The organism is Lysinibacillus sp. FW12 (genome assembly GCF_050817245.1).
Taxonomy (GTDB): domain Bacteria; phylum Bacillota; class Bacilli; order Bacillales_A; family Planococcaceae; genus Lysinibacillus; species Lysinibacillus irui.
The window spans coordinates 1,634,221-1,654,353 of sequence record NZ_CP139094.1 but is presented as its reverse complement, the minus strand read 5'-3'; the positions used below and the strand labels follow the sequence as shown (position 1 = coordinate 1,654,353).

Here is a 20,133-nt window from a genome sequence, read left to right as displayed (position 1 = left end):
CATTTCATTTTTTTAGTATTAGAGAGCTCTCCTATCGCTAGAATATGTGGCAATTAAATCTATACATAGACGTATATATTAGTTTTTCATTCATTTTATTTGAGTTGAGCGATAAATTTCTATAATCCTCCAAAACCTTCCCCGTCAAATAAGACTTTAATTTTTTGGACTTGTAGCATATGGATAACTAATTCTAATACTATATTTTGACACAATTGATTGGGATGAATGTCTGTCTCAATGGGCTTATTAGACACTGTATACTCAATATTGTGCTGTATATAACCTTCTATAAATAAATTCCCCTTTAATACCGTACATGTTCCATTATCTGATGTCTGAGATTTATAAATAGGTACAAATCTATAATCGGACAGTAGCACCTCATTTGTGATCTCTTTAACTTCTTTAATACCTTCATCAAAAGCTATATATTCCTCCATACATATTTCTATTTTGTATTCCCCTAGCACAACAGGAACTCGTATATGTATAAAAGAATCAGAGGAATAAGAGTTAGTTTCTCCTTTGTGAATTGTTTGCGAGTTATGTAAGGGAACTACTCCTGATTTACACGGATGACGATACTTATTTTTTTTATCATTTTTATCAGTCCTTATTAAAGAAATCATTTGATTAATGTTGGAGCGAACCAAACGATAATTAGGTTGTTCAGGGTAATCCCTAATCGTGTGGAATAACTTAGTTTCAAGTTGAGGTGTTAGATCGTCTTGTAAATCAAGAAATTCAAATGTAAACTGTTGAACATTTTCACCATAAATAGGAGCATGAAGAAAATCGGTAATTTCTACAAAGGTGGAAAAGGGACTTTTTTTGGTTGTGGTGTATACTTCCCCTTGTTTAGAGGTTGGACTCGCCTTATCAAGATCTGGTGGATTGTTTGACTTTAATTTTTCTATGTCATCTATATGTATATTATGTTCAACCTCAGGAAGAGCTTTATTGGGGAATTTTAGATTACTGTCTGCTTGAGTTGTTAAACCTTGTTCTTCAGACACGTTCTCATTACTATTTGGTAGATAGTCATTTTCTTCCGTATCATTTGATTCTGTAGGACTTGCTAGTTCTTGATTGGAGGCTATCTGATCTTTAATTAAATCCTCGACATGGTCCGCATCGATATGTTGAAATTGTTCGTTGTTCTCCTCTACTATCGGTTCGATAGGTATGTGAAGCCCTTCATTGGAGGTGAGTTGCTCTGATATGGTTGGTTCCTCCGGTAGACACTTCTCGATATGTGAGGGGTGGTCGTATTCTTCCTCAGAATTGGTTTCTGTAAATAGAGGTTGTTCTTCATGGATGATTAGTTGCTCGGTTATTGTCAGTTCCTCCGGGAGACTTCCATCGTTCGCTTGGAGATGGTCGTCTATATATATGAATTGCTCTTCATGGTTAGCTAATTGTTCCGTTAAGATCACTTCTGTGTGGCTCTCACTGATAGCTAGGGGATGGTCTTTTTCTTGCGCAACATTTGTTTCTTTATCTATTGGTAGCTCTTCATTAGATGCTAATTGTTCAGCTAAGCTAGCATCCTCCCTGAAGTGCTCAAAATTTGGATGATGTTCGTGTTCTTCCTCAATAATCGTATCAGTAAGTATGGGTAGCTCTTCATTAGAGATTACATGGTCTGTTAAAGTGGATTCCTCTGCAAGTATTGATATATCCCCTATTTCATCAAATGCATTAGTATCTCCGTTATAAGTAGGTTCTAATGGTGATTCGTGATCTATTTTAGTCTGATACGTCCACTCACTATATTTATTTTGTTTAGAGGATATTTCCTTCATCTCTCTAAAGTTAATCCATGGAGTTGCCATTCGTTCACTCCCAAATAATGATTTGACAAAAAAAGCACAACAATAAACAAACTTTTTTTGTTATCAGTTGCGATGATATTAATTCCTTTAAAACATGTTATATGATCGGAAACTTACAATACTAATTACAATTCATATTATGCATTATTTCTACTTTTGTCACAGTCCCCTCCATGAGATATGATTGTACATGTTCTTTTATATTGCAAAAAAGACAGTTAAAAGTTCAAGTAAAGTGAACTTTCAACTGCCTGACAACATATTTGATTTTATATTAGCTTTATTGTTACCATATCTGCTCCACTACATAAAAATATTAACAAGACTCAGTAGGAGGAATAATTTCAGGGACAATTGGTGTTGCTGGTGGAGTAAGCCCTGGAAGAACAGGTGTTACTACACTACTTCCAGCGCCCAAACGGATTTGTTGAACTTGCAATACTTTTACAGTAAGTTCTAATACAATTTTTTCACGTAATGTGCTGAATGCTTCTTCAGGAGCTGCCATAATCGGTGAAAAATCAAGTTCAAAGAAGTTGGCTGCTACTAATTCACCAAATGGTTGTTCATTGTATTTAACGAGATTTTGGAAGAAAGCCTTATCTAATCGAGCATCCATTTGCGTTCTTTCATTAAGGAAGTTTGCCTCCGCAAACTCGGAAATACCTAAGATTGGAGTAGCGCCACCAGTTGCTTGTGGGAAAAATAGTTCTGTAAAACCTGAAAACGGAACATCAGCAATTCTATCCTGAAGTGCTCCATTACATGCTGATGAAGCATATTCAATATTTTTCCGAATATGTCCTGCTACAAATAATTTAGCTCGTGTTACTCTAAAGAAATCCGTGCCAGCAATCCGTGCAAAGCTAACCGGTACCAGTTTCACTTGATTTAGAAAGACATGCTTTTTCACTCGTTTGATTTCTGTTGCTGCAGGACTAAGCGTAATATCCGACTCGACAACGATTTGCAGTGTTGGTTCTGCCAGTACAACTGGAATTTTAATAGTTGGCGTCGTAAGCGGTGTAGTGACTAGCGGCGTAATCTCATTCGTTAACGGTATTTGTTCAGTAGATGTTACTGGACAAGGTTGAATCTGATTAATAAATTGTTCACTCAAAAAATCCCCTCATTTCATTTATAGTATTAGTGAGCTCTCTATCGCTAGAATATGTCGCAATAAAATCTATGTATGGACAATGAACTTGTTCACTTACATATTTTATTTGGAATGTTTGAGCCTGTGATTTTCCGGGGTGACTTTGACTATCCTTTATGTATTAGTAATGATACATATCTTTAATCATAGATGTATAAATCCACTTATAGCACGGATTTAACACCGATCCGCTTCAAATACTAATTAAATAAAAAGCCACTTAAAATAATTTTTAAGTGGCTTTTTCTAGGTCTTGTTGATAGTTAGTTGTACATTACTGTTATTCGAATTCATAGGATATGGCAGACAACGCATATAGTGGCGCTGTTTCTGCACGTAAAATTCTTGGCCCTAATGACATCGTTTGAGCACCTGCTTGTATTAGAGCTTCAGACTCATGACGAGAGATGCCTCCCTCTGGCCCAAAAATAATCAACATTGATTTTGATTTCTTATCATCGACATTTTTTAGCTTGTCCGCAAATCTTGTCCGCTCATCAGCCTTGGCATCTTCTTCATCTGCGATAAAAACGGCATCAAAAAGTTCTATTTGTTGTAACAGTTGCTTAAATCCAATTGGTTCAAAAACTATTGGAATATGTGTACGATGAGCTTGTTCAGCTGCCTCTTTAGCAATCTTTTGTAATCGTTCCTGCTTTTTTGCTCCTTTTTTCTTGTCCCATTTCACAATGGAACGCTCGGCTTCAAATGGTAATAAAGCAAACATTCCGAGCTCTGTTGCTTTTTGCGTAATCAGCTCTAGCTTATCGCCCTTTGGCAAGCCACAAGCTACTGTTACTTGAATCGGTAGCTCTGGTGAAGGAATCGTTTGACCTGTCGCTTCAATTACGACTTCATCATTATCAAACCCTTCAATTGTACAAATATGAGCTGTATTTTGTGCAACAACAACGATTTTGTCGCCCTGTTTCATACGCATCACTCGCTCAATATGGCGTGCATCTTCTCCACTAATACGTGCATTTTCTATGGCTGTCTCAATAAAATAACGTTGCATGCTACACAGTCCTTTCTACTACTGGTAGAGAAAACGCCAAATCACAAGCACACGGCTCACGATTTGGCGCTTCTTCAATCATGTTATAGTGGTCGACGGGCAATAATAGCGACCCAATCTTCCATCAATAATACTTCTTCAATAACGAAGCCTGAAGCTTCAAGTGCTGCTTTTACATCATCACGTTTTGCCCCGATGATGCCTGAAGTGACATATAATCCACCTGGTTTCACAATTGTATAAGCGTCGTCTGTGAAGGACATAATGATCTCTGCCAAAATATTAGCTACAACCACATCTGCTGGTTCTTTTACTGTATCTAATAAGTTCCCATGGAATACCGCTACTTTATCTTCTACTTTATTTAAGGCAACATTTTCTTGTGCTGAGCGTACAGCTACCTCGTCTAAATCGAGAGCATGCACACTTTTGGCACCAAGTAATGCTGCTCCAATAGATAATACACCTGATCCTGTTCCAATATCGACTACTGTATCCCCTTCTTTAATGACTTTTTCAAGTCCTTGTAAACACATCACTGTAGTAGGGTGTGTACCTGTACCGAACGCCATGCCAGGATCTAACTCAATAATCAATTCATCTGTAGAAACAGGCGTATAATCTTCCCATGTTGGTACGATAGTAAAGCGTTCAGAAATTTTGACAGGATGGTAGTATTGCTTCCAGGCAGTTGCCCAATCTTCTTCGTTGACTTCAACAATGGATACTACATTTTCACCGATATCGATGTTAAAGTTTGTTAAATTTGTGATAGCTGCTTTAATTTCTTCGACAGTTTCATTTAAAAAGCTAGACTCCGATAAATAAGCTTTGACAATCACGCCATCTTTCGGAAAATCCTCTTCATTTAGCGCGTAAATTTCACCATATTGATCCTCACGTGGCTTCGCAAATTCTGCAGAATCTTCGATGACAACACCACTTGCACCTGCTTCATGCAAAATATTCGAAATTGCTTCTACCGCTTCATTTTTTGTATGAATGGATAATTCTGACCACTTCACGTAGCTCTTCAGCTCCTCTAATTATTCACCTTGGAATTTTTTCTTAATTTTATCAAATAGTGAACTACCCTGTTCTTCAGGAATATCGCCACTAATTTCTGCAAATTCTCGTAGTAATTGCTTTTGTCTCTCCGTTAATTTTTCTGGTGTCATGACTTTCACCGTTACGTATTGATTACCCATACCATAGCCATGAACATTTTTAACACCTTTATCTTTTAGACGGAATTGAGCGCCTGACTGTGTACCAGCTGGGATACGTAATTTAACTTTACCATGAACTGTTGGCACTTCAATTTCGTCCCCTAGTGCTGCTTGTGGGAATGTTAATTTTAGCTCGAAGTAAATATCGTCCCCATCACGTTCAAATTCATTGTGACCTTGGACACGGAACATAATATATAAATCCCCTGCAGGTCCACCATTTATACCTGGTTCACCTTGACCAGATACACGAATTTGTTGACCATCATCAACACCAGCTGGAATCGTCACTTTAATTTTTTTGCGTTTTTGGACTTTTCCTCCTCCACGACAAGTTGAACATTTTTCTTTTATGATTTTACCTGTACCATGACAAGTTGAACATGTACGACGGTTCATCATACGACCAAATGGTGTATCTACTGCTTGATTGATTTGTCCAGCACCATTACATGTTGAACATGTTTCAGGCTGTGTACCTGGTTTAGCTCCTGAACCATGACATGTTTCACACGTTTCATCTTTCGGGATTTCTATTTCTGTTTCTTTCCCAAAAATAGCTTCTTCAAATTTTATGTTCATGCGATATTGCAGGTCATCACCTTTGCGTGGCGCATTTGGGTCTTGACGGCGACCTCCACCGCCAAAGAATGAGCTGAAAATATCCTCGAAGCCGCCAAAGCCACCGCCTCCGAAGCCACCACCAAAGCCTGCATTCGGATCTTCATGACCAAATTGGTCGTAACGAGCTTTTTTCTGGTCATCACTTAATACTTCATATGCTTCAGCGATTTCTTTGAATTTTTCATCTGCACCTGGCTCTTTATTAAGGTCAGGGTGATATTGTTTTGATAATTTACGGTATGCTTTTTTAATCTCATCTTTTGAAGCCGATTTTGTTAAACCAAGCACCTCGTAATAATCGCGTTTCTCCATGATTCACACTCCGCTCTGTTTGCATAAAATCTATTGTAACATGCAGTTGATAAAACTGCCTCTTTTTTTCGAACTAATTGTCTTATAATATAGAGTTTTTTTACTTCCTAGCAGCTAACGTATGCAGCTATTCCATAAATGGTGCCATTCACGTGAAGTGTTCTCACATCATGACAAAAGCCAAAGCCGCAAGCGGTCTTTGGCTTTTCACTTAACTGTGTTAACTCTTATTTATCGTCTTTTACTTCTTCGAATTCAGCATCTACAACACCGTCATCTTTTTTACCTGCACCAGTGTCTGCTCCTGCTTCGCCACCTTGAGCTGCTTGAGCAGCTGCTGCTGCTTGTTCGTAAACTTTCATTACTAATGGTTGTAATACGCCTTCTAATTTTTCTTTCGCTGCTTTAATGCCTTCTAATTCACCAGCTTCAAGTGCTTTTTTCAATTCATCACGAGCATCTTCAACTGATTTTTTCTCGTCTTCTGTAATTTGCTCACCTAAGTCAGCAATTGTTTTATCCACTTGGAATACTAATTGATCAGCTTCATTGCGTAGGTCTGCTTCTTCTTTACGTTTAGCATCTGCCTCAGCATTCGCCTCTGCGTCTTTTACCATACGCTCAATTTCTTCGTCTGATAATCCGGAATCAGATTGGATTACAATTGTTTGCTCTTTGTTTGTACCAAGGTCTTTCGCTTTTACAGATACGATACCGTTTTTATCAATATCGAATGTTACTTCGATTTGAGGTACACCACGTGGTGCTGGTGGAATGTCTGCTAATTGGAAGCGACCTAATGTTTTATTGTCAGCTGCCATTGAACGCTCACCTTGTAGAACATGGATATCTACTGCTGGTTGGTTATCTGCTGCTGTAGAGAATACTTGTGATTTTGATGTAGGGATTGTTGTGTTACGATCAATTAACTTCGTGAACACACCACCCATTGTTTCAATACCAAGTGAAAGTGGTGTTACGTCAAGTAATACTACGTCTTTTACATCACCTGTTAGTACGCCACCTTGTACTGCAGCACCCATTGCAACAACTTCGTCTGGGTTAACACCACGGTGAGGTTCTTTACCAGTTTCTTTACGTACTGCTTCTTGTACTGCTGGAATACGTGTTGAACCACCAACTAAAATAACTTGGTCGATTTCTGAAGTTGAAAGACCTGCATCAGATAATGCTTGGCGCACTGGTCCTACTGTACGGTTTACTAATGGTAATGTAATTTCATCGAATTTTGCACGAGTTAAAGAGATTTCTAAGTGTAAAGGTCCTGCTTCACCCGCTGTAATGAACGGTAAAGAGATTTGCGTTGATGTTACACCAGATAAATCTTTTTTCGCTTTTTCAGCTGCGTCTTTAAGACGTTGCATAGCCATTTTATCTTTTGATAAATCAATACCATTTTCTTTTTTGAATTCTGCTACTAGATATTCGATAATTGCATCATCGAAATCATCTCCACCTAGCTTGTTATCACCAGCAGTTGCTAGTACTTCAAAGACACCGTCACCTAATTCAAGGATTGATACGTCAAATGTACCACCACCAAGGTCAAATACTAATACTTTTTGATCTTGATCTTGTTTGTCTAATCCATAAGCTAGTGCAGCAGCAGTTGGTTCGTTAATGATACGCTCTACTTCAAGACCTGCGATTTTACCAGCATCTTTAGTCGCCTGGCGTTGTGCATCGTTAAAGTAAGCAGGAACTGTAATAACAGCTTTTGTTACTTTTTCTCCTAAGTAGTCTTCTGCGTAGCCTTTTAAGTATTGAAGAATCATAGCAGATACTTCTTGTGGTGTATAATCTTTATCTTCCACTGTTACTTTTTCAGCTGTACCCATTTTTGATTTAATAGAAATGATTGTATTAGGGTTTGTAACTGATTGACGTTTCGCTACTTCACCAACTTGACGTTCACCATTTTTAAAGGCAACAACAGATGGTGTAGTACGGTTTCCTTCTGGGTTTGGAATTACTTTTGGTTCTCCACCTTCAAGTACAGAAACGCAAGAGTTTGTTGTTCCTAAGTCAATACCAATAATTTTGCTCATTAAAATTTCCTCCTATTATTTCAACGCAAGGGATGCGTTTTTAACTGATTTTAATTGACTAAATAGTACAAGGACTATTCGTTCACAGATACCATTGTAGGGCGTAACACACGATCCTTTAAGATATACCCTTTTTGCAGCTCGCGTAAGACAACACCCGTCTCTTTTTCACTATCTTGTTCTTGCATAACAGCTTGGTGTACATTTGGATCAAATGGTTCACCTTCTGCTTTAATAACTTGCAGACCTTCTTTTTCTGTTGCTTCAATTAAAGAGCGATACACCATTTCAATCCCTTTAATAATAGATGCAGCTTCTTCCGAAGTTGTCTCAACTTGTAAGGCACGCTCAAAATTATCAAGAACTGGCAATAAATCAGATAGTAAGTTTTGTGCGCGGTATTTTTCAGCAGCCTCACGGTCTAACTGATTACGACGACGCATATTATCGAAGTCAGCGCGTAAGCGTAGGTGACGGTTTTCCTCGTCATCAAGCTTGGCTTGTAGTTCAGCCAGCTTTGCCTCATACTGTTCTTCAATTGATAATTCAACTTCTTCTTGAACTTCTGCTTGTGCTACTTCCTCTTCTGTCGTTTCAGCTTGTACATCTTCTTGTACTAAATCTTTGTTTTCAGTTGTTTCTGTCACTTGAATCCTCCTCATTATCATTCACTACGATTCTTCGTAAAGGCCTGTGTTAAATCCAAGCGCATTACGTCTAATAAAGCCACGACACGCTTATAATCCATGCGTGTTGGGCCAATAATAGCAATGGCTCCCTGTTGATCATCACCAATGGAATAAGTAGTAGTAATGACACTGCAATTTTCCATTTCTAATTGTTTATTTTCTGAGCCTATCCGAATATGAATACCTGATTCGTTCGGATGAAAAAGTGACTGCACTTGGCTAGTCGTCTCCATTAAGTCCAAAATCATACGGACTTTGTTTAAATCATGGAATTCTGGTTGGTTAAACATATTCGTTTTACCACCATAGAAAATTTTACTTTCTGGATTTTGCATAGTGGCTGTCACGAGTGCGCGAATAAAATCATCCGCTGATCGAACATGCTGCTGTAGCACAGCCAGCACTTCAGCCTCAAGTCTTTTATGGAGATCTTCTAATGATACACCGATTAAGCGCTCATTTAAGATATTCACCATTTTCTCTAAATCCGAAGCGGTAAAGTCAGGCGGTAAGTTGAACATGCGATTTTCTACATGCCCATTGTTCGTCACGATAATTGCTACTGCAGTATCGCTCGAAAGAGGCACAATTGAAAATCGTTTGACACGATGCCTTTGAACATCAGGTCCTAAAAGTATGGAAGTATATGATGTCAGCTCCGATAAAATATTGGCTGACTTTCGGATAATATGCTCTACTTCTACTAATCGATCATTGAAAATTGATTGGATTTGTTGTATGTCCTTCGAATTAATACCTTGTGGACTCAACAAATGATCTACATAAAATCTGTAACCCTTTTCCGAAGGCACTCGACCAGAGGAAGTATGAGTTTTTTCTAGAAAGCCTAATTCCTCTAAATCCGCCATTTCATTTCGAATAGTGGCTGGACTAAATGTAATCCCTTGTTTTTTGGAGATTTGGCGAGAACCTACCGGCTGTGCAGACACAATAAAGTCGTCTACAATGACTTGCAATATCTGTAACTGCCGATTTGTTAGCATGATTATCACCTCTGTTAGCACTCGACTAAGAGGAGTGCTAATACTATTATTAAATTATCAAATCCCACATTTTATGTCAACGATATCGCTCAATCTTCTAGCAAAAATTGTTGAAATACTTCATTCCCTACGAAACGTCCTTTGCGCGTAAGACGAATTCCCCTCTCATCATGTTCCAAAAGCCCTTCTGATTCTAGCTTTTCGATGACTTGCTCATACTGTGCATTCATCGGCTCATTAAATTTCTCTTCATATATAGAGTGCATAACGCCCTCTGTTTTTCGCAGTCCTAAAAACATTTGTTCTTCTCTCTTCTCCGCTTGTGTTACCTCATGCTCATGTACAATTGGTAGCTCTTCTGCAAAAACAGCATCCATATACTTTTTCAATGGACCATGATTAGAATAGCGTATACCCGCTAGGTACCCATGAGCACCTGCCCCAAAACCGGCATACTCATCATTATCCCAATAAATTTTATTATGTTCTGAATGAAAACCGGGTTTTGCAAAATTACTAATTTCGTATTGTTGAAGTCCGTGTAAAGACATTTCTTGCATTAGCACATCATACATATCCGCTTCAAGATCCTCAGTCGGTAAATGCAATTTGCCTTTAGCATATTGATTATAGAAAATGGTTTTTGGCTCTACAATAAGGGAATAGGCAGAGAAGTGCGGTAAATCTAGCGCAAAAGCTTTTTCTAATGAATCCCGCCATTGAGCCATCGTTTGCCCAGGCAACCCATACATTAAATCAATGCTAATATTGTGAAAGCCATGCTGTTTTGCCAAAGCGATTGTTTCGTAGACATGTTCATTACTATGTGTGCGTCCAATCTTCTGTAACAGTCCTTGGTCAAATGATTGCACACCCATACTCAGGCGATTAACACCGCCATCAAACAATACTTGCAATTTTGCTGCAGACAGTTCATCAGGATTGGCCTCTGATGTAAATTCTTTCACACTACTCATTGGAATATACGCATGAATATACGTTAGTAGTTTGTCCAATTGTTCTGGAGATAAAGCAGTTGGTGTCCCTCCACCGAGAAAAATCGTTTCGATGTTACGAAAATGCTCAGGATATTTTTTTGTTACTAGGGCCATCTCTTTCCCTAGTGCTTCTATATATTCATCCACTGGTTGATTTTTAAAATAAAATTTATTGAAATCACAGTAATTACAGATTTGATGACAGAAAGGAATATGAATGTAAACACCTCGCGCCATAGCCATCCCTTCTTTCTCGTTAAGTCTTTTCCATTTCTACATTATAACGAATCAATAGCAGGAACGCTATGAAACCATCTAGAGAGCTTGCAATTCAACACTCTTAAGATGATGTATATTTGATTGGTCTCCACAAAAACGAACTGCACTTCAAATGTTAGTTAGACTCTAACAATCGAAAGTGCAGTTTTTTCATGTATAACAAACAATTCCCACTATAATACCTAAGAGCACCAGTATGTAGGGTTGCATTTTCCAACGAATTAAACACCATATAAAGACCGCGACTATACAAATATCTAACCCGCTTACAATGGTTTGCGTCACAATTGGATGGATAAATGCAGCAGCTAAAATGCCTACGACTGCAGCATTTGCCCCTGCCATCGCCCCTTTGAGCCGTGCAATACGACTTAAACTAATCCAAAATGGAAGAGTCCCAATGACTAGTAAAAAAGCAGGTAGAAAAATCGCTAAAGTAGCAATGATTGCTCCTGGAATACCAGCAATGACCATACCTATATACGCTGCAAACGTAAATAAGGGTCCTGGAACTGCCTGTGTCATACCATAGCCAGCTAAAAAATCGGACGTAGTAATTTGGCCGCTTTGTACAAACTGTGCTTCCAGTAAAGGTAAAACAACATGACCACCACCAAATACTAAGGCCCCAGCAGTATAAAATTTCTCAATCATAGCGATCCATTCATGATTCCAAATGGCACTTATGAATGGTAGACCGATCAGTAACAGTAAAAAAAGTGCTAATAACACCATGCCAGTTATTTTAGAAATTGGTATATGAACCATTTTGGATGAATGGTCCTCATGGTCTTTTTTAATATATTGAAAACCTATACAGGCAGCTACTACTATCGAGGTAATTTGTGCAAATGGATGCAACCATGTCAACACAATTACAAGTGCCAACAAGGCAATCAACCAATGCAATGTGGTAGAAAGTATTTTTTTGCTCATATCAAAAATAGCCTGCGCCACAATCGCCACTGCCACTAACTTCAAACCATGTATCCAATCCATTTTTAGTTCTGTCAAAATGGACAGATAAGCAAATACCATGAGTATTAATACTGAGGGTAATGTAAAACCAACAAAAGATAGAAGGCTCCCTAATAGCCCACCTCTTATTAAACCGATCCCCATCCCCACCTGACTGGATGCGGGACCAGGTAAAAATTGACTTAATATGACAAGTTGACTATAGTCATGCGCAGACAGCCATTTCCTTTTTTGCACATATTCCTGTTGAAAATAGCCTAAATGAGCTGTTGGCCCTCCAAACGAGGTACAGCCTAATTTTAAAGAAACCCAAAATATCTCCCATAGCGTTCGCAAACTCTCAACTACTTTCCCTGTCTTTTCTTTCATTTTACATGGAAAGCAGATCCTTTCATTTTAAAAGTTTGTAAATTTTACTTACAGGCTAATCTTCCTTTATTTTAATGGCAGAACCAACTTTTTGACCTTCTTTATCGACTGGGATTAATTGATAATTCCCCTCTGTTAAATAGAGAGCATCCACACGGCTCCCCCACTTTGTACGCTCTTTATTTAATGGATAGGGTGTTTCAAAGCGCCACGATTGCCCTGCTTTTGATTGGATTTTAAAGTATAAAGTGTCATTTATTATACTCTTTTCAGACTGAAAATAAATTGTGGTCGAAATAGGTGTTGAAACGACTCTGTCAATCGTTATTTCCTGTTGATCGACATGCTCGATTTTTTTTCCTATAGAAAAGACTTGCCGATCTTCTTGTAATTGTTCCTGAGATGCCTCTATTTGAAATTCCCACGGCTTGTCAATTGGTGTTTCTACATTCCAATCTTTATACCGAATAACTAATTCTAATTGTTCATCAGACGGAAAATCATCCATTTTAATGCTATTGTATATTGTATAAACGTGTGCAGATTTTGCTATGGACTGTCCACCATTACGAACCATATAATCTTGACCATTGACAAGTATTTGCGGGAAGAAGAATACTTGATGATCAGGCGCAAACTCTTTTACAGGCTCGAAGGTTGCATTTAACAAAATTTGATTATCATCAATAATCACTTCATTTAACGTTAAACGACCTAAGCTATTGGTAGCTGTCTTACCTACTTCTGTTTTGTAGGCTTCAAAGTCAACATCTTTATCCCAACATAAATACAGCACAAACCCACTAACCATCATCAATAAAAGAAATACAACTATACTCCTACTCCATTTTTTTCGTCCTCGATTTTCCTTATCCAAATCAACAACTCGAAGTATATCATCGGACAACATGTACACCTCATTTTTTAATAATCGTTATGTTTCATTGTAGTTTGTCTCGATGCATTATATAACCTTGATTTACCGGAAGGATGGATAAATTCATATGTAAAAGGAATTATTACATTCCTTTATTTGAATGACGGACTTTATTTGCTTCCTGCATTAAATAGTCCACAAAGACATCATCTCTTACTAGCCATGCTTGGTAATTCCGTTTCAAAAACCACTCTGCTTCATTAAAACTTGAAAAAATTTGCTCTAAGGGTGTTCGATTTTTTTCTATTACCCAGTCTATTTCATTATTTGTATATAGTAGAAACACTTCATCTTCAAGGTTTTTATAAAATGTTCCAAATGATGTTCCTTTGATGTTATAGCGATTTCTTTTTGCATCCTCTGGAATAGGCTCTATATGAAATGTTTCTAACACAAACTGTTTATAGGCTTCCACTGTTAAAGAGCAACCGGCAGCCTTTTGATGCCCACCACCACCATATTGGGCTGCGATGGAGGATACATCAATATGGTCATGAATCGTCCGAAATGAGATTTTTTTACTTCCCATATTCATCATGGCAATATAATCAAGATGAACATTTTCTTTTCCTAATTCATTGCCAAGCTCAGAATGGTACGATTCCGCATAGACAATGCCAGCATAAAATTCGCCCAAATTTGTTTGGACAAGCTCTCGTTTCTTACGTCGAATATAACGCTCTATTTTTTCTTCTTCCATACTTAAAATTTTCTTTTCGAATTCATCAAAATCAAAGTGATTATTTGTTTTTAAACGATCAAGCATTTTCTCTTCAAACTCTTCAATAGACACTAAAAAAAAGAGGGCATTTAACCGTTGTGCTTGAAAATTCCCATTCTTTTCCCATTCCCAAGTATCGTACTGCCTTACTAACTCTACAAACTCTGAAATGGCCTCTGTTTTTTCTAATAGTCCATGGGTCACAAGGTATTGATAAAATAATGAAGTAGCTGATGTTAAGCCTTGCTCATCTTCAATTAAAACCTTTCCCCATTCATATTGATTTAAATGAAGAGCTGTTTTATGATGGTCCAGCAATTGCACATTACCAGTGGCTTGGTAATAATCCTGAATCCTTTTTTCATTTTTTTCATTTGGAGAAAGATCGGTAATAAACAAAAACGTTTTCTGTTGGTCATTCTCCAAAAAGAACTCTATTTCACGGTCAAGTGCCGTAATGGAATTGTAGCGTATCTTCACTTTATCATTAAACGCAAGCTTCGCTAAAATTCCACAACCTACTCCATCTAAATCGTTATGTGATAATAGTTTATACATCTCCTCACCTCAAACGTAGTATGCTTAATTTTTTGGTATTCAAACAAAAGAAGATGAAACTTCGTTGTGATCGCATTTGAGATGACATACATTTAAACAATAACCGTCATGATGAAAGAAAGGAGTTTGTCAATGAAACGGAGACTAACTTATACCGGAATGGGGATTTTATTCATCATTGCTTTAACATTTGCTGCCTATAAATTAATGAATGCTCGTGATTATCAATTGTTTGGTAATATTACCTCACATGTTAAAACAGAGGAAAAGGTTGTTGCCTTAACCTTTGATGATGGACCTACTAAAAATACTAGTGCCATTCTCGCGTTACTTGACAGTTACCAAGTAAAAGCCACGTTTTTTCTAATTGGGGATGACATTGAGGAAAATCCAGAGGAGGCTAAAAAAATTGTGGAAGCTGGACATCAAATTGGCAATCATACGTATTCACACAAGCGTATGGTATTAAAAAGCCCTTCCTTTATTAAAAATGAAATAGAAAAAAACGATGCGCTTATTGCTAGTATTGGTTACCAAAAAACACCTGTCGTAAGACCACCGTATGGTAAAAAATTATTTGGATTGCCTTACTACTTAAATAAACATCAACGCAGGACGATTACTTGGAACTTAGAACCCGATACATTTTTTACAAACGCAGAAGACAAAATTAACTATGTAACTGAAAATATTCAACCAGGATCTATCATTTTAATGCACCCGATGTATGATCCTACTGACAATGAATTGCAGGCAATAGAAGGAATGTTGCAAGCTCTTAGTAATGATGGATATACATTTGTTACAGTAGATGAACTTCTACAATTTCAGCAATAAACATACAGTTACCTCGGGTCTGTACTACTCTCCGTGCAGACTCAAGTTAGTTAGAAAGTATCACCTTCTCAATCTTTATATATAACATCAACATTATAAATTATATAACTTCACACCTCCCCTTTAATCAACATTTTGTACACCTTCATCAGCTATTATCTCTACACAGAACAACAATGTATTTTATACCAACGAAAGTAAGACTTTTCAGAAATGTTAATAAATATTTTTTCAGTAAAATATAATAACCAACTCTGCTAAAATATGCTATTATACCATTAGTATAAGGTCCTATTTTTATTAAGTTAAAAATAGAGGAAATATGAACTAAAAAAGGATGATGATGATGCACAATATCCAACAATTATTCCAGAGCGAAGATGGAAATATTCAACAAAGAGAGAATTTTTTATCCCTATTAGAGAAAATTGTTTCCTCATTAGATGAATTAAAGAATCCTAATAAAACTACACTTGGTCCAATGAAAGAACGTTCTGCTAATTTTTACCAAGAACTAATGCAGGACCATCAAGTACCAACAACAGGTGTTGGGCTCGATCAAGTAGTAGATGAATTAACACAATTAATGCAAGGACATCCCTATCATACACGTAACTTTGTTACCAATGTTTTACCGATGGCAAGTATCCCAGGTGTATTAGGCCAGTTTACAAATGCCCTACTGAACGGCAATAACTTATGGGATGTTTACGGTCCAGCTGCTGCTGAGTGTGAAGTAAAAGTAGTATCGATGATGTCAAAATTAGTAGGCTATGATTATACAAAGAGCTTTGGCTATACTACATGGGGCGGTCAAGGTGCGGTATTCAGCGGATTACGTCTGGCTATTGCAAAACAATTCCCACATGCAAAGGAAGACGGTGTACCAAATAACTTATATTGCTTTGCTTCAGAAAATGCCCATTATAGCCTATTAAAATCTGTAGAAGCAGTAGGCATCGGTAGTAAACATTTAGTACGTGTAAAAGCAGGCAAAGATCATGCTATGGATGTGGAAGACCTACGTGCTCGTATGACAGAAGTTATCGAAAATGGCGGTATTCCTGTCTATGTAGTAGCAACTACAGGTGCAACAGATCAATTTGGGATTGATGATGTACAAGCCATCAAAGAAGTCACAACAACGCTTGAGAAGAAATATAATTTACAGCCAGTACATATTCATGCGGATTCAGCGTTAGGTGGATTTTATGCTTTTTTCAATGATTATGATTTCAAGAATAACCCACTACAATTTGAAGAGGAAGTATTACAAGGTTTATCACAAATCCATAAACGTATGCAGCATTTAGCTATTGCAGATAGCCTGTGCTTCGACTTCCAAAAGCTTGGACAAACACCTTATTTAACAAGCTTATTCTTAGTTAAAGATGGTAAAAGCTTGCAATTATTAGATATTGAGGACTTCGATACGCCATATGTCGGGAATCGTGGTTATGGCTCTTATCATACTGGCTATACATTAGAATGTTCTCGTATGGGTAGCTCTATTGCTATTTTCGCTGCATTACAGGCGTTCGGTAAAGAAGGCTATCAACAATTACTAGCTAATTATGTACGAGTGAATTTAGCTTTCCGTGCTCAATTAGCTGAGAAAACACCAATGTTACAAGTGGTAAATGAAACGAATATCGGTCCTGTAACAGCTTTCCGTTTGTATCCAGACGGGTTGAATTGGCAAGCTGAACAAGCTGGTCATTATACACAAGATCAGATTGAACATATTAATGGTATCAACGCTTCATTCTTTGAAATTATTGGAGAAGGACGAGACGAAGTATTCTTTGGTGACACGACACGAGTTTGTACCGTTCATACTAGTGATACAACACAACATGTTCCAGTTGCAGCGGCGAAATTCTTCTCTATTTCACCTTATACAGAAACAGCTCATATTCCAGATATGATTCATTTCTTACAGCAAAAGCTTAACGTACTGGAGGCGTCTCACATTGCGTATCGTCACTAAATTTAAGAGCTCTTTACTCTATAAATATATAGCCAGTTTCACTATTCCAATAGCGATTATCTCTTTGCTATTTAGTGTTGTATTATTTGTAGCTTCTTATCGGATTATCGACAATTTTGTGATTAAACAATTCGAATCTACTTTAGAGATTACATCCAATACGATTTTTGAAGATATTGAGAAAAATGACGTCAAAGCAGCGGATAACGGTAGTCCTGACAAATATAAAAAAGTATTGGATCAATTGAACACAGTAGTTAAAAAGTATGATATTGAAAATGCCTATGTGCTTTCTAAAGCCAATGGTAAGGAGCATATTGTCGCTTTAAGTAATACCGATAATCATCAACAAGACTATGTGTTTAGTGAAGAAATGCATGAAGCCTTAAACTCTGGAACTAGTCAAACGAGTGAATTATACGAGGATGAATATGGAATCCATAAATCTATTTTTATCCCATTTAAAGATACTGATATTATTTTCGGTTTAGATATGGATGCCTCTTTCATCTCTGAACTTCAAACGGAAACACTATGGATTTGTATTGTTCTTACCGTTATATTTATTATTTTTGGGGTGATCGTTGCTTACTTTATTAGTGTAGGTATTACGAAGCCAATCAAAAAAATGACTCGCTATGTCGGTCAAGTTGCACAAGGGGATTTAGCTGTCGAACCTCTGCAAATAAAAGGTTCCAATGAAATTGCCCAGCTGTCTTCAGGGATAGAAAATATGACGGAAGATTTACGCTCATTGATTCATCAAATAGCTCAGAATGCTGAACAAGTGGCCGCCATGTCAGAAGAATTAACAGCAAGCTCTGAACAGACAAGTGCATCCATTCAGCAAATTACATCTTCTATGCAAGAGGTAGCAGTGGGCTCAGAAAAGCAAACTTCTTCGATTGAAGAAGTAGAAAGTCATATTACTACTATTTCAAGCAAAATGACAGAGGTTGTAAAAAGCGTCACTGATGTTACAGAAAAAGCATTTCACACTTCAGCAATCTCTGAAAAAGGAAATACGACGATTCAGGATGCTACAGAAAAAATGGCCGTTACATCTCAAGCCATTCAAGAGTCTGCAACTGTCGTAGAACGATTAAGCACATATACAAATGAAATCGGGGATATTGTAACATTGATTACCCAGATTACAGATCAAACAAACTTATTAGCTTTAAATGCATCGATTGAGGCAGCTCGTGCCGGTGAGCATGGTAAAGGCTTTGCCGTAGTGGCTGAGGAGGTACGTAAGCTAGCAGATCAATCTTTAGATGCAACAAACAGTATTCGTACACGTATCGAAACCATTAAAGAAGAGACCTCACAAGCAGTAAAATCAATGGCTATCAGCAGTAGTAATCTTGCTGAAAGCTCAGCTACATTTGATGCATCAGGAGAAGCATTCGCAGATATCAATAGTCAAATCACTGCATTGACGCAGGAAATGGATCATGTGAATACTATTATGTCCAACATCAATGAAGGCGTTAGCAGTATAGCTATTTCTGTAGAGCAAGTGGGCGTAGTAGCTATGCAAGCCTCAGGTAATATTCAAAACGTAGCGGCTGCCTCTGAAGAGCAATCAGCAAGTATTGAAGAAATAACCGCTTCTTCAAATAACTTAGCTGAAATGGCGCAACAGCTTCGTAATATTATTCAAAAATTCAAGCTATAAAATGAACAGATCCGCTATCCTTAATTATGGAATAGCGGATTTTTCCATCCATAAAAAAACTTCTACCGTAGTGGTAGAAGTTTAGGCAATAATACTCTTCACAACTTTAGAAATAACAGCGCCTTCTGCTTGACCTGTAAGCAATGGTTTAGCAATTTTCATAGCCTCGCCCATGTTCATTCCTTTTCCAATACCAGCTGCCACTAATTTCTCAGTAATTTCTTCTTCTGTCAATTGCTTTGGTAAGAAAGATTTCAATAGAGTCAATTTGGCTTCTTCTTTTTCAATCAGGTCAGCTCTCCCAGCTGTTTGTGCACCCTCTAAAGCTTGGTTGGTTTGCTTGACCTCACGATTAATAATGGCCATTTCTTCTTCAGCAGTTAATACCTCTCCCTTTTCCTTTTCAGCTGAATCTAATGCTGATTTTAAAAGAGATAGTACACCTTTCGCTAAAGTATCTTTCTCTCTCATTGCCGTTTTTAATTGTTCAAATACTTCCGTTTTTAACAATGATCTCACTCCTTCTAGCCATCTATATCAGAGAAGATTATATCATAAAACATCCTCAAGAATGACAATCATTGCCTCCATCAGTAAAATAAGCATCTATTATTTTACTTGATAATGTAGCTCCCCTTCTACACATTGATGGAATGGATTTCTTTCATTTTCGAGCGGGTTGCTCTTCCTTTGAGCGGGTTCCTCCCATTTCCGAGCGGCTTTTCCCTTCCTTTGAGCAGGTTCCTCCCATTTTCGAGCGGCTTTTCCCTTCCTTTGAGCGGTTTACCTCCCATTTCGAGCGGCTGGTCCCTTCCTTTGAGCGGTTTACCTCCCATTTCGAGC

The 20,133-nt window shown here is 37.6% G+C and carries 16 protein-coding genes; 3 read left to right on the top strand and 13 right to left on the bottom strand.

What is annotated here, in order from left to right; translation table 11 throughout:
- Positions 1 to 119 precede the first annotated feature (119 nt).
- The 12 genes from SJW71_RS08440 to SJW71_RS08385 form a co-directional block, all read right to left on the bottom strand.
- A complete protein-coding gene (locus tag SJW71_RS08440) occupies positions 120 to 1,838 on the bottom strand; it encodes a BC_2427 family protein (RefSeq protein WP_274793813.1) in 1,719 nt (572 codons plus the stop codon).
- A gap of 316 nt (positions 1,839 to 2,154) precedes the next feature.
- Positions 2,155 to 2,958 carry a CsxC family protein gene (locus tag SJW71_RS08435; RefSeq protein ID WP_274793814.1) on the bottom strand — a complete coding sequence of 268 codons (804 nt, stop codon included), beginning with the start codon at positions 2,956 to 2,958 and terminating at the stop codon, positions 2,155 to 2,157.
- 319 nt (positions 2,959 to 3,277) lie between these two features.
- Positions 3,278 to 4,015: a 16S rRNA (uracil(1498)-N(3))-methyltransferase gene (locus SJW71_RS08430; RefSeq protein ID WP_431812003.1), complete on the bottom strand. Its 738-nt coding sequence runs from the start codon at positions 4,013 to 4,015 to the stop codon at positions 3,278 to 3,280.
- Positions 4,016 to 4,098: 83 nt separating this feature from the next.
- Entirely contained in the window at positions 4,099 to 5,040 is a 942-nt protein-coding gene (gene prmA / locus SJW71_RS08425; RefSeq protein ID WP_274793816.1) for a 50S ribosomal protein L11 methyltransferase, read from the bottom strand.
- A 21-nt stretch (positions 5,041 to 5,061) separates the two neighbouring features.
- On the bottom strand, positions 5,062 to 6,180 hold the full coding sequence (gene dnaJ / locus SJW71_RS08420) for a molecular chaperone DnaJ (protein ID WP_431812002.1): 1,119 nt from the start codon (positions 6,178 to 6,180) through the stop codon (positions 5,062 to 5,064).
- 227 nt (positions 6,181 to 6,407) lie between these two features.
- Positions 6,408 to 8,249 (bottom strand): molecular chaperone DnaK, encoded by a 1,842-nt coding sequence (gene dnaK, locus SJW71_RS08415; RefSeq protein ID WP_274793818.1) that lies wholly within the window; start codon positions 8,247 to 8,249, stop codon positions 6,408 to 6,410.
- Between the two features lie 74 nt (positions 8,250 to 8,323).
- On the bottom strand, positions 8,324 to 8,896 hold the full coding sequence (gene grpE / locus SJW71_RS08410; protein ID WP_274793819.1) for a nucleotide exchange factor GrpE: 573 nt from the start codon (positions 8,894 to 8,896) through the stop codon (positions 8,324 to 8,326).
- 17 nt (positions 8,897 to 8,913) lie between these two features.
- Positions 8,914 to 9,942 (bottom strand): heat-inducible transcriptional repressor HrcA, encoded by a 1,029-nt coding sequence (gene hrcA / locus SJW71_RS08405; protein ID WP_274793820.1) that lies wholly within the window; start codon positions 9,940 to 9,942, stop codon positions 8,914 to 8,916.
- 89 nt (positions 9,943 to 10,031) lie between these two features.
- Positions 10,032 to 11,177 (bottom strand): radical SAM family heme chaperone HemW, encoded by a 1,146-nt coding sequence (gene hemW, locus SJW71_RS08400; RefSeq protein ID WP_322606466.1) that lies wholly within the window; start codon positions 11,175 to 11,177, stop codon positions 10,032 to 10,034.
- Positions 11,178 to 11,369: 192 nt separating this feature from the next.
- Entirely contained in the window at positions 11,370 to 12,566 is a 1,197-nt protein-coding gene (gene chrA, locus SJW71_RS08395; protein ID WP_274793822.1) for a chromate efflux transporter, read from the bottom strand.
- A 55-nt stretch (positions 12,567 to 12,621) separates the two neighbouring features.
- Positions 12,622 to 13,476 (bottom strand): DUF4179 domain-containing protein, encoded by an 855-nt coding sequence (locus tag SJW71_RS08390; protein WP_274793823.1) that lies wholly within the window; start codon positions 13,474 to 13,476, stop codon positions 12,622 to 12,624.
- A gap of 109 nt (positions 13,477 to 13,585) precedes the next feature.
- Positions 13,586 to 14,782: a DHH family phosphoesterase gene (locus tag SJW71_RS08385; protein ID WP_274793824.1), complete on the bottom strand. Its 1,197-nt coding sequence runs from the start codon at positions 14,780 to 14,782 to the stop codon at positions 13,586 to 13,588.
- 132 nt (positions 14,783 to 14,914) lie between these two features.
- Between SJW71_RS08385 and SJW71_RS08380 the strand changes: the two genes are divergently transcribed.
- The 3 genes from SJW71_RS08380 (at position 14,915) to SJW71_RS08370 (ending at position 19,290) form a co-directional block, all read left to right on the top strand.
- The gene (locus tag SJW71_RS08380; protein ID WP_431812001.1) at positions 14,915 to 15,619 is read left to right on the top strand and encodes a polysaccharide deacetylase family protein; all 705 of its coding nucleotides are present in this window, start codon (positions 14,915 to 14,917) and stop codon (positions 15,617 to 15,619) included.
- Positions 15,620 to 15,965: 346 nt separating this feature from the next.
- The gene (locus tag SJW71_RS08375; RefSeq protein ID WP_322606462.1) at positions 15,966 to 17,609 is read left to right on the top strand and encodes a pyridoxal phosphate-dependent decarboxylase family protein; all 1,644 of its coding nucleotides are present in this window, start codon (positions 15,966 to 15,968) and stop codon (positions 17,607 to 17,609) included.
- Positions 17,593 to 19,290 (top strand): methyl-accepting chemotaxis protein, encoded by a 1,698-nt coding sequence (locus SJW71_RS08370; RefSeq protein WP_274793827.1) that lies wholly within the window; start codon positions 17,593 to 17,595, stop codon positions 19,288 to 19,290. Before SJW71_RS08375 ends, SJW71_RS08370 begins: the two co-directional genes overlap by 17 nt.
- Positions 19,291 to 19,371: 81 nt before the next feature.
- Here the strand turns inward: SJW71_RS08370 and SJW71_RS08365 are convergent, their stop codons facing one another.
- Positions 19,372 to 19,800: a GatB/YqeY domain-containing protein gene (locus SJW71_RS08365; protein ID WP_322606460.1), complete on the bottom strand. Its 429-nt coding sequence runs from the start codon at positions 19,798 to 19,800 to the stop codon at positions 19,372 to 19,374.
- Positions 19,801 to 20,133: the final 333 nt, after the last annotated feature.

What these genes read in the sequence shown, in the direction of transcription:
- SJW71_RS08440 (WP_274793813.1), bottom strand. Translation starts at nt 1,838, where the DNA reads ATGGCAACTCCATGGATTAACTTTAGAGAGATGAAGGAAATATCCTCT.
- SJW71_RS08430 (WP_431812003.1), bottom strand. Translation starts at nt 4,015, where the DNA reads ATGCAACGTTATTTTATTGAGACAGCCATAGAAAATGCACGTATTAGT.
- dnaJ (WP_431812002.1), bottom strand. Translation starts at nt 6,180, where the DNA reads ATGGAGAAACGCGATTATTACGAGGTGCTTGGTTTAACAAAATCGGCT.
- dnaK (WP_274793818.1), bottom strand. Translation starts at nt 8,249, where the DNA reads ATGAGCAAAATTATTGGTATTGACTTAGGAACAACAAACTCTTGCGTT.
- hrcA (WP_274793820.1), bottom strand. Translation starts at nt 9,942, where the DNA reads ATGCTAACAAATCGGCAGTTACAGATATTGCAAGTCATTGTAGACGAC.
- hemW (WP_322606466.1), bottom strand. Translation starts at nt 11,177, where the DNA reads ATGGCGCGAGGTGTTTACATTCATATTCCTTTCTGTCATCAAATCTGT.
- chrA (WP_274793822.1), bottom strand. Translation starts at nt 12,566, where the DNA reads ATGAAAGAAAAGACAGGGAAAGTAGTTGAGAGTTTGCGAACGCTATGG.
- SJW71_RS08390 (WP_274793823.1), bottom strand. Translation starts at nt 13,476, where the DNA reads ATGTTGTCCGATGATATACTTCGAGTTGTTGATTTGGATAAGGAAAAT.
- SJW71_RS08385 (WP_274793824.1), bottom strand. Translation starts at nt 14,782, where the DNA reads ATGTATAAACTATTATCACATAACGATTTAGATGGAGTAGGTTGTGGA.
- SJW71_RS08380 (WP_431812001.1), top strand. Translation starts at nt 14,915, where the DNA reads ATGAAACGGAGACTAACTTATACCGGAATGGGGATTTTATTCATCATT.
- SJW71_RS08375 (WP_322606462.1), top strand. Translation starts at nt 15,966, where the DNA reads ATGCACAATATCCAACAATTATTCCAGAGCGAAGATGGAAATATTCAA.